5 protein-coding genes and 16 tRNA genes are annotated in these 10,055 nt (G+C 44.6%); all 21 read right to left on the bottom strand.

The annotated features are described in order from the left end of the window. Window positions 1-45: 45 nt before the first annotated feature. On the bottom strand, window positions 46-2,451 hold the full coding sequence (locus JOC95_RS16135) for a glycogen/starch/alpha-glucan phosphorylase (RefSeq protein ID WP_204418239.1): 2,406 nt from the start codon (window positions 2,449-2,451) through the stop codon (window positions 46-48). Further along, window positions 2,441-3,892 carry a glycogen synthase GlgA gene (gene glgA / locus JOC95_RS16140; protein WP_204418240.1) on the bottom strand — a complete coding sequence of 484 codons (1,452 nt, stop codon included), beginning with the start codon at window positions 3,890-3,892 and terminating at the stop codon, window positions 2,441-2,443. The genes JOC95_RS16135 and glgA overlap by 11 nt, the downstream gene beginning before the upstream one ends. After that, window positions 3,889-4,914 carry a glucose-1-phosphate adenylyltransferase family protein gene (locus JOC95_RS16145; RefSeq protein WP_204418241.1) on the bottom strand — a complete coding sequence of 342 codons (1,026 nt, stop codon included), beginning with the start codon at window positions 4,912-4,914 and terminating at the stop codon, window positions 3,889-3,891. Before JOC95_RS16145 ends, glgA begins: the two co-directional genes overlap by 4 nt. A gap of 30 nt (window positions 4,915-4,944) precedes the next feature. Then, window positions 4,945-6,099 carry a glucose-1-phosphate adenylyltransferase gene (locus JOC95_RS16150; protein WP_239582966.1) on the bottom strand — a complete coding sequence of 385 codons (1,155 nt, stop codon included), beginning with the start codon at window positions 6,097-6,099 and terminating at the stop codon, window positions 4,945-4,947. After that, window positions 6,099-7,988, bottom strand: coding sequence for a 1,4-alpha-glucan branching protein GlgB (gene glgB, locus JOC95_RS16155; protein ID WP_204418243.1), 1,890 nt, complete (start codon window positions 7,986-7,988; stop codon window positions 6,099-6,101). Before glgB ends, JOC95_RS16150 begins: the two co-directional genes overlap by 1 nt. A gap of 587 nt (window positions 7,989-8,575) precedes the next feature. Further along, window positions 8,576-8,647, bottom strand: a tRNA-Glu gene (locus JOC95_RS16160). 17 nt (window positions 8,648-8,664) lie between these two features. Beyond that, a tRNA-Ser gene (locus JOC95_RS16165) sits at window positions 8,665-8,755 on the bottom strand. A gap of 5 nt (window positions 8,756-8,760) precedes the next feature. Beyond that, window positions 8,761-8,835: transfer RNA gene (locus JOC95_RS16170), tRNA-Asn, on the bottom strand. Between the two features lie 22 nt (window positions 8,836-8,857). After that, window positions 8,858-8,934 (bottom strand) — tRNA-Ile (locus tag JOC95_RS16175). A 3-nt stretch (window positions 8,935-8,937) separates the two neighbouring features. Next, window positions 8,938-9,011: transfer RNA gene (locus JOC95_RS16180), tRNA-Gly, on the bottom strand. Window positions 9,012-9,021: 10 nt separating this feature from the next. Continuing rightward, window positions 9,022-9,094 (bottom strand) — tRNA-His (locus tag JOC95_RS16185). Between the two features lie 24 nt (window positions 9,095-9,118). After that, window positions 9,119-9,194, bottom strand: a tRNA-Thr gene (locus tag JOC95_RS16190). 10 nt (window positions 9,195-9,204) lie between these two features. Further along, window positions 9,205-9,280, bottom strand: a tRNA-Phe gene (locus tag JOC95_RS16195). A 15-nt stretch (window positions 9,281-9,295) separates the two neighbouring features. Further along, window positions 9,296-9,371: transfer RNA gene (locus JOC95_RS16200), tRNA-Asp, on the bottom strand. A gap of 3 nt (window positions 9,372-9,374) precedes the next feature. Next, a tRNA-Met gene (locus tag JOC95_RS16205) sits at window positions 9,375-9,451 on the bottom strand. Between the two features lie 44 nt (window positions 9,452-9,495). Continuing rightward, a tRNA-Ser gene (locus tag JOC95_RS16210) sits at window positions 9,496-9,588 on the bottom strand. Window positions 9,589-9,603: 15 nt separating this feature from the next. Continuing rightward, window positions 9,604-9,680 (bottom strand) — tRNA-Ile (locus JOC95_RS16215). 5 nt (window positions 9,681-9,685) lie between these two features. Next, a tRNA-Met gene (locus JOC95_RS16220) sits at window positions 9,686-9,762 on the bottom strand. 28 nt (window positions 9,763-9,790) lie between these two features. Beyond that, window positions 9,791-9,863, bottom strand: a tRNA-Ala gene (locus tag JOC95_RS16225). A 16-nt stretch (window positions 9,864-9,879) separates the two neighbouring features. Next, a tRNA-Pro gene (locus JOC95_RS16230) sits at window positions 9,880-9,956 on the bottom strand. Between the two features lie 4 nt (window positions 9,957-9,960). Then, a tRNA-Arg gene (locus JOC95_RS16235) sits at window positions 9,961-10,037 on the bottom strand. Window positions 10,038-10,055 lie beyond the last annotated feature (18 nt).

Here is a 10,055-nt window from a genome sequence, read left to right on the forward strand (position 1 = left end):
CATCCCCCTCCCAATAAAAAAGAAGAGCGAGATCGCCCTTCTTTTTTATTTTCGGCTGAAACTCGGTTCCAATCCCCAAATTTCATCTGCATACTGTTTGATTGTACGATCACTGGAGAAAAAGCCTGAATGGGCAATATTCTTTGCACTCATAGTCAGCCAACGGGTCCGATCACGGTAGGCTTGATCCACCCTCTCCTGGGCATCCAGGTAGGAAGCAAAATCTTTCAGAACAAAATATTCATCATTTTGCATCAGGAGGCTATCATGAATCGGCTCAAAATGATCATCCACATCAGGGAAAAAGCCATTTATCAGCTGCTCCAATATTTGTTGAATCCGCTTATCATGATGATAGTACTCACTCGAACGGTAGCCCCCGTTTTGGTAGTAGTTAAGCACCTGTTCAGCAGTAAGTCCGAAGATGAACATGTTCTCTTCGCCTACCTCTTCCTTGATTTCTATGTTGGCTCCATCAAGCGTTCCGATTGTCAACGCACCATTCATCATGAATTTCATGTTTCCGGTACCTGAGGCTTCTTTACTGGCTGTAGAGATTTGCTCACTCACATCGGCTGCAGGGAAAATGTCCTCGGCAAGCGATACCCGGTAATTCTCCAGGAAGACCACCTTCAAGCGGCCCCCAATGGCAGGGTCATTATTCACTTTATCTGCCAAGGAATTGATCAGCTTGATGACACGCTTTGCATAGTAGTACCCAGGTGATGCCTTCGCGCCGAATATAAAGGTTCGAGGATGAATCTGAAAGCCGTTGTCTTCTTTTAGACGGTTGTAGAGATACATGATATGAAAAACATTCAATAGTTGCCGTTTATAGGCGTGCAGCCTTTTAACCTGTACATCAAAGATGCTGTCGGGATCAATGACCATCCCGGTCTGCTTTCTGATTCTCTCACCAAGGATAAGTTTTCTTTCCCTTTTCACTCTGTCAAGCTTCTCATGAAAGGAGGAATCGTTTGCATAAACATCAAGTTGCCGGAGCTGGGTGGGATCCTTGATCCAGCCAGTGCCTATCGTATCCTGTATTAATTGGGTGAGCTGTGGATTGGCCTTTAATAGCCAACGCCGATGGGTGATCCCGTTTGTCTTATTATTGAACTTCTCTGGAAAGGCTTCATAAAACAGGCGCATTTCCCGATTCTTCAGGATCTCTGTGTGGATTTTTGCTACCCCGTTCACGCTGAAGCTGCCAACAATAGCGAGATGGGCCATTTTCACCAAACCATGTGCAAGGATTGCCATTTCCTCGATGCGGTGCCAATCGCCAGGGTACTTTTTCCAAAGCTCTGCACAATAGCGTTCATTTATTTCTTCTACAATCATATAGATCCTTGGCAGTAATGGCTGGAAAATGGAAACCGGCCATTTTTCAAGTGCTTCCGAAAGGGTTGTATGGTTCGTATAGGAGATGGTTTGTGATGTGATTTCCCATGCCTGCTCCCAGCTCATATCCTCTTCATCCAACAGTATTCTCATCAACTCTGGAATGGCAAGGACAGGGTGCGTATCATTGATATGGATATTCACTCTTTTATGGAAATCTACCAAACTACCATTTTTCTTACGGTATGAACGGACGATGCTCCCAATGCTTGCTGCAACTAAAAAATACTGCTGCTTCAAGCGCAATATTTTCCCTTCATCATGGGTATCATCAGGATAGAGGAATTCTGACACTGCCTCTGTGTCCCGCTTGTATTGCATGATGTCCTTATTAGTCGGAAATGGGGCAGGCTCGGCACTCCATAGACGCAACATGTTAACTGTGCTTGTCTGGTATCCGATGACAGGCATATCATAAGGAACCGCAGTGATCGCTTCTCCCTTTGCATGCCTGAATTTCTGTCTGTCCCCTTCCAAATAAGTCTCCACCCTGCCCCAGAAATGGACCTCCACCGCTTGGTCAGGTTTCCTTACCTCCCAGACATTCCCGTGTCTCAGCCATTGCTCCGGCAATTCCACCTGATAGCCGTCTACAAATTTCTGGTCAAACAATCCATGTTTATATCTGATACCGCAGCCATGGCCAGGAAGGTTCAAGGATGCCAGGGAGTCCAGGAAGCAGGCTGCCAATCTTCCTAGTCCTCCGTTGCCAAGACCTGCATCCGCTTCTATCTCCTCGATGGCTGAAAGTTCAAGCCCAAGTTCCTTTAGCCCGTCCTCCACCACTTGCTGAATTCCCAGATTCAAAAGGTTATTTCCAAGGAGCCTTCCTAAAAGAAACTCTATGGATAAATAGTATACCTGCTTTTCGTTGGCAGCACGATTACGTTCATTTGTCGCAATCCAATCGGAGCTTATGTATTCGCGCACCATATTGCCGAGTGTATGGTAATGATCTCTTGAAGAGGATTCCTGAAAGCTTTTTCCGTACATACTCTCAAGCTTTTTCAAAAAGGCTGCCTTAAACTTTTCCTTGTTAGAGAACATGCACTCCGCTCCTCGCAATCAATGTTGAATAAAGCTGATTATATTTGAAAGCGGACTTGGCCCAGCTGTAGTCGCGCTCCATGGCTTCTTTCATGATACCGCCCCATACTTCAGGCTGCTGATAGATGTTGATGGCCCGTCTGATGGTAAATAGCATGTCATGGGCGTTGAAATTGGTAAAGCTGAAGCCATTGCCTTCAAGCGTGGACTCATCATAGGAATGCACCGTATCATTTAATCCGCCAGTTTCACGTACAATCGGGATGGTCCCGTACCTCAGGGCAATCAATTGTCCCAACCCACACGGTTCAAACTGGGAGGGCATGAGGAACATATCCGCTCCGGCATATATCTGATGGGCGAGTGCCTCATCAAACCCGATGAAGGTCCTTACTTTTTCAGGATAACGATAAGATAATTCCCTGAAATAATTCTCATACCTGTGGTCTCCCGTTCCCAATACCACCACCTGAACATCATCCTCAAGCACTTCATGCAGCACTCGCGTCACCAGATCCAAACCTTTTTGCTTGGTCAGGCGAGTGACCATGGCGATGATGGGAACATCCTCTTTAACAGGCAAGCCACATAGATTCTGGAGTGCCTGTTTGTTTATTTTCTTATCTTCAGGCTTGGATGCATGATAGGTGGCGGCTATATGCTCATCCGTTTCTGGATCATACATCTCATCATCTATTCCATTGATGATGCCTATCAGATCATCACCACGGAAGCGCAGGACTCCATCCAGCTTTTCTCCAAAATATGCTGTCTGGATTTCATCTTTGTAGGTCGGACTTACCGTTGTAATCAGACCGGATGAAACCAGTGCAGCCTTCATGAAATTGACATTCCCATAAAACTCAAGCTGGTCCGTCGTGAAGAAATGCTCCTCCACTCCAAGCAGGTCCTGCAGGATTCCCCGAGGAAATACCCCTTGAAATTGCAGGTTATGAATGGTGAATACACTTTGGATATGTGCAAGCCGTGGATCTTTCCTGTATTCATTTTCAAGCAGGAAATTGACCATTCCAGTGTGCCAGTCATGACAATGGATAACATCAGGGACAAAATCGATGGCAGTCATACTTTCCAAGACTGCCCGGCAAAAAAAGGAATAGCGCTCCCCATCGTCAAAATGACCGTACAAGGAATCGCGCTTAAAGTAATATTCATTGTCAATGAAGTAATAAGTGACATTATCCAGGACCAATTGTTCAATTCCACAATATTGATGACGCCAGCCTACATCCACATAGGTGGTCTGGATTCGCTTCATCTTCTTTCTATATGGTTCAGGTATCTGTCCATATTTAGGCAGAATGACCCTTACATCCGTGCCAAGCTTCTTCAATTCCTTAGGCAATGCTCCCGCAACATCGCCCAAGCCACCAGATTTAACAAACGGGACACATTCCGATACGACAAACAAAACCTTCACGAATTCATCAGAGCTCCTTGTACAGTACCTTTTCTTACTAGATATGGAGAATCAAGTTTACCAGTAATAGCCGTTCCATCTTCTACTTTAACATCTTTGTCTAGAATGACGGATTCTAAAACACAGTTCGATCCGATCACCCCTTTTTGCATGACAATACTATTTTTGATGACGGTTCCTTTTCCTACTTTCACTCCACGGAAAATGATGCTATTTTCCACATGCCCTTCAATGATGGCACCGTTGGCTATCATGCAGTTCTTTACATAGGCATCCTTGCCATAGCTTGTCGGAGGTTCATCCTTGACCTTGGTGAGGATGGGCTGGTTCTTTTTAAACACTTCCTGCCATACAGAAGGATTCAACAGTTCCAAGCTATGCTTATAATAGCTTTCAATGGAGTCTATGACAGCTGCATAGCCAGTGAACTCATAGTTACAGACTTTATAGCCGCTATTCATGTCATGCACTACATCCATTATGCTTCCATAACCATTTTTTTCGTAGTTCATAAACAGCTTTACCAGCAGATCCTTTTCAAGGATATATATGTCCATGGACTCTTCCTGATGAAGAACATGAGTAATATCACAGCGATTATTTAAATGTCGCTCCAGCATCACCTTGAAATTCATATTGCAAACCGTATAGCTGTTTGAAATTACCACATACTTCTGCGTGCTTCTGAGAAAGAAATCTTCATTCTCCTTGAAATGCTGAAATGACCCTGTATTTCCGTCTACTTCCCCTACAGAACTTGGGAAAAAGAACAGGCCGTCACGTTTCCGGTCCAAATCCCATTGCTTGCCTGAGCCAAGATGGTCCATCAGGGAACGGTACTGAAATCTTGGGAAGATCGCTACACTTTGAATTTCCGAGTTTACCATATTTGATAAGACAAAATCGATCAGGCGATAACGGCCCCCAAACGGGACAGCAGCGATAGATCTCTTGAACGTAAGCTCCTTCATCTCTTCATTGTGAATGGTCGCATCAATGATTCCGAGCATAGATTTATTCATGATTCTCATCCTTCCTTTGGCGTATTCAAATTATGATATAGAGAAAATCCCTTTTTCCATCATTTCTTCGGTAACCAATATGATTTCATCTTCATTCTTTTCAGGACATATCACCACTCCATCAGGGATGACCAGTCCTGATGGTACGATTGCCTTATTGATATAGACATTTTCTCCAATCACTGCATCCGGCATCAGGACAGAGTTTTGGATAACGGAATTTTTCCCTACCTTCACTCCCTGGAAAAGAACAGAATGATCGATCTTCCCTTCGATGAAGCAGCCTTCATTGACAAGCGAATCATTTACATCTGCATATGGTGCAATATATTGAGGAGGCTGGTTAGGGTTTACTGAATAAACACGCCAATCATATTCAAACAAGTTCAGCTCGCAATCTTCTTTCAATAGATCCATGTTGGCTTCCCATAAGCTTTTTACAGTTCCAACATCCTTCCAATAGCCTTCGAAGGGATAGGCTACCAATCTCTTATTCTCTTCAAGGAGCAATGGAATGACATCCTTTCCGAAATCGTGGCTTGAATCCTGGTTACGATCATCCATCTCCAGATATTCCTTCAGAATGGACCATTTGAAAATATAGATTCCCATGGAAGCAAGATTGCTTTTCGGGTTGGCCGGCTTCTCATCGAATTCGATCACTTCGAGCTTCTCATTCGTGTTCATGATTCCAAAGCGACTTGCTTCCTCCCATGGCACCTCCACCACTGATATGGAAACATCCGCATCCTTTTTAATATGATAGTCAAGCATTTCCGCGTAGTTCATTTTATATATATGGTCACCGGACAGGATAAGCACATATTCAGGCTCATACTGCTTTAAGTAGTTCAGGTTCTGATATATGGCACTTGCCGTACCTGTATACCATTTCACCCCGGAGGATTCGGTATATGGTGGCAAAACGGTCACGCCCCCATTTTTACGGTCCAGATCCCACGCACTCCCAATTCCGATATATGAATTCAATACAAGTGGCTGATATTGTGTCAAAACGCCAACCGTATGAATCCCGGAGTTGGTGCAGTTGCTTAATGCAAAATCTATGATCCGATATTTCCCACCGAACGGAACAGCAGGCTTTGCAAGTGTCTTTGTCAAGGAACTCAATCTGCTTCCTTTCCCTCCTGCCAGTAACATTGCTACACATTTATTCTTCATCATCACCCATTACTCTCCCCTCGAATTTTCCTAGGACGCCACATGCTCACTCCATAAGGCGCAACATTGACCATCATATGAAACTCCTTGCCGTGATATGCACCTTCCTGCGCACTAATCTCCCCGGCATTTCCGATACCTGTACCACCATACTTTACGTGATCAGTTTGGAACACCTCTTCATAATCCGCTAAAAGTGGAACGCCGATTTTATACTGCTCATAGGACGCTCCTGTAAAATTACATAAGACCACGAGTGTGTCAGATTGCTTCTTCCCTTTTCGAACAAAGGAAAAAATGCTTTGATTACGATTGTCCGCATCAATCCACTCAAATCCATCAGGTGAATGATCCAGTTCAAATAAAGCCTTTTGACTGTGGTAGAAAGCAAGCAGGTCTTTAACATAAAGATTCATCTGCCTATGTGTTTCATACTCTTCCAGAAGGAACCAGTCAAGCTGCTCAAGGTCCTTCCATTCATCAAACTGGCCAAACTCACTTCCCATGTATAGCAGTTTTTTTCCTGGATGGGCCAAAAGGAAAGCATACAAAAGCCTCAGCTGATTGAACTTATCCTGGTAGTCTCCTGGCATCTTGTTCAATAATGACTTCTTCCCATGGACTACTTCGTCATGTGAAAAAGGCAAAATGAAATTCTCTGAAAAGGCATAAACAATGGAAAAGGTCACCTTGTCATGCAAATGTTTCCTTTGCTCGGAAGGAGCCTCCATAAACGAGAGAATGTCATTCATCCAACCCATATTCCATTTGTAGTTAAATCCTAGCCCACCTACAGATGTAGGCGAGGTTACCAACGGCCAATCAGTTGAATCCTCAGCGACCATCAGTGCACTATAGTCAAATTCAAAAACTGCTTCATTCAGCTTTCTTAAAAATTCCTGCGCAAAAGGATTTGCATGGACTTCCTGTGTATTTGGCCAATAAAGCATATTGGCAACAGCATCCACCCTGAAACCATCTACATGGAAATGCTCCATCCAAAACAACGCATTGGAAATCAGGAAGCTTCTGACTTCCGGCTTCCCCAAGTCGAAATTGGCCGTTCCCCATACCTCATTTTCTCGATCATTGTAGGCTTGATATTCAAATGTGGGAGTTCCATCAAACATCGATAGCCCGTGAGCATCCTTGCAGAAGTGCCCAGGCACCCAGTCCAGGATTACACCGATATCCTCCTGGTGACAAGCATCAATAAAAGCCATCAGCTCACGAGGAGTGCCATATCGGCTTGTAGCGGCATAGTACCCTGTCCCCTGATATCCCCAAGACCTGTCATAAGGGTGTTCAATCAATGGCAACAGCTCTATATGAGTGAATTTATGTTCTTTTACATAGGGAATCAATTCATCTATCAGCTCCATATAGGAGTAAAGCTCTCCGTCCTCCTTCTTTTTCCAAGATCCCATATGTAATTCGTAAATGAACATCGGCTTCTCATACACTTGCTTTCTCTTTTTCCGTCTACGCCAGTTTTGATCCTTCCACTTGTATCCTTCCAGGTCATAGACAATGGAAGCCGTCTTTGGACGTACCTCTGCATGAAAAGCAAATGGATCAGACTTATGTAACACTTCCCCTTCTTTTGTCACTATTTCATATTTATAAAGGTGACCTGTTAGCTCTTGTGGCAATTGAATACTCCAGACTCCCTCATTATTAAGTTTTTCTAATGCGTACTCTTCCCCATTCCAGTCATTGAAGGTCCCTATCAACCTGACCGCCGTTGCATGAGGTGCCCAGACTGTAAACCTGCTGCCGACAACCTTTTTCCGGTGCTTTATAACATGTGCACCAAAAAGCTCGTAGCTCTTATACAAGGTCCCTTCATGAAATAGGTGCAGCTGAAAATCAGTGGCGCTCGTTGCAATCAATATCGTCACCCTTTCGGAATAGTTTCAAAAAGATTATTGTTATACTTTACTATTCTCTTTTTTAAACCATTCTCCTTTTTACGACAAGGACCAATCGCTAGACATGAAAATACAAAATTCACAATTTATTGATATTTTGTCGAAAATGAGCTATATCTTAGAAACCGCTTCCAATACCACCGCTTCAAAGTTCTTGATATGACTAGGAAAATGTAAGGGTTTACAATAAAGAATATTTGACAGGAAACTCAGCTGTTTTATAAGGGATTTTGTCGAAAAGTTTTTTTGTGAAAAAGAAGGTTGAAGGAGGGTGAAAACGGTTTCACAGAAATTACTATACAAGAATAATATAATTACTATTTGAATTTTGGTTTTGTTTGGTGGTTTTTAGGGTATAAAATTTAGTTAGAGGAAGTTGCTTTTGAAGAATTATCTGCAGCAGATTGAATAGGAGGGAACACGCTAATAATCTCAAAATCAGGAATCAACAAAATAAGTTAGGCCAGTATTCCAACAAAATGAAAAGAATGGCTTAATCAAATAAATAAAAAAGCCATGATATTTATAAAAATACCACAACTTTTTGATGACCCGTACGGGATTCGAACCCGTGTTACCGCCGTGAAAGGGCGGTGTCTTAACCGCTTGACCAACGGGCCGCATTATTGAGTTTTGATGGCGGAGAAGGAGGGATTTGAACCCTCGCGCCGCTTACACGACCTACACCCTTAGCAGGGGCGCCTCTTCAGCCACTTGAGTACTTCCCCGAATATGGCTCCACCAGTAGGATTCGAACCTACGACCCTTCGGTTAACAGCCGAATGCTCTACCGCTGAGCTATGGTGGAACGGTATTTGCATACAAAAAAATGGTGGGCCTAAGTGGACTCGAACCACCGACCTCACGCTTATCAGGCGTGCGCTCTAACCAGCTGAGCTATAGGCCCCTATGGAGCGGGTGATGGGAATCGAACCCACGACATCAGCTTGGAAGGCTGAGGTTTTACCATTAAACTACACCCGCATAAAAAAAGGGCGACTGATGGGAATCGAACCCACGAATGCCTGAACCACAATCAGGTGCGTTAACCACTTCGCCACAGCCGCCATAATACTATTCTTTTGTAATACTGGTGCCGGCGATAGGAGTCGAACCCACGACCTACTGATTACAAGTCAGTTGCTCTACCAACTGAGCTACACCGGCAATATAAAAATGGTGGCTCGGGACGGAATCGAACCGCCGACACATGGATTTTCAGTCCATTGCTCTACCAACTGAGCTACCGAGCCACTATTAAGTTAAAATGGCGGTCCCGACCGGGATCGAACCGGCGATCTCCTGCGTGACAGGCAGGCATGTTAACCGCTACACCACGGGACCATTTGGTTGCGGGGACAGGATTTGAACCTGCGACCTTCGGGTTATGAGCCCGACGAGCTACCGGACTGCTCCACCCCGCGACAATAAAACAAATATAAAATTCTCATCATTCTTATATATAAAATGGAGGAGGAAGGGGGATTCGAACCCCCGCGGGTTTTGACACCCCTGTCGGTTTTCAAGACCGATCCCTTCAGCCGGACTTGGGTATTCCTCCGAATATAAGAATTTCTGGTGGACCTTGTAGGACTCGAACCTACGACCGGACGGTTATGAGCCGTCTGCTCTAACCAGCTGAGCTAAAGGTCCTTTTTTGGTAGCGGCGGAGGGAGTCGAACCCACGACCTCACGGGTATGAACCGTACGCTCTAGCCAGCTGAGCTACACCGCCAAAAAAGTGAAGTTTATATTTCTATAAGTGGAGCCTAGCGGGATCGAACCGCTGACCTCCTGCGTGCAAAGCAGGCGCTCTCCCAGCTGAGCTAAGGCCCCAAGAATAATGTGTAAATGGTCGGGAAGACAGGATTCGAACCTGCGACCCCTTGGTCCCAAACCAAGTGCTCTACCAAGCTGAGCTACTCCCCGTAATTGGCGCGCCCGAGAGGACTCGAACCCCTAACCTTTTGATCCGTAGTCAAACGCTCTATCCAATTGAGCTACGGGCGCTAATATATGAAAGTTGCA

This window comes from Sutcliffiella tianshenii, from assembly GCF_016908565.1.
In the GTDB taxonomy this organism is placed as follows: domain Bacteria; phylum Bacillota; class Bacilli; order Bacillales; family Bacillaceae_I; genus Sutcliffiella_A; species Sutcliffiella_A tianshenii.

Bases quoted from the DNA above. Each gene is read 5' to 3' on its own strand.
- JOC95_RS16135 (WP_204418239.1), bottom strand. From the start codon at position 2,451: ATGTTCTCTAACAAGGAAAAGTTTAAGGCAGCCTTTTTGAAAAAGCTT.
- JOC95_RS16145 (WP_204418241.1), bottom strand. From the start codon at position 4,914: ATGAATAAATCTATGCTCGGAATCATTGATGCGACCATTCACAATGAA.
- JOC95_RS16150 (WP_239582966.1), bottom strand. From the start codon at position 6,099: ATGATGAAGAATAAATGTGTAGCAATGTTACTGGCAGGAGGGAAAGGA.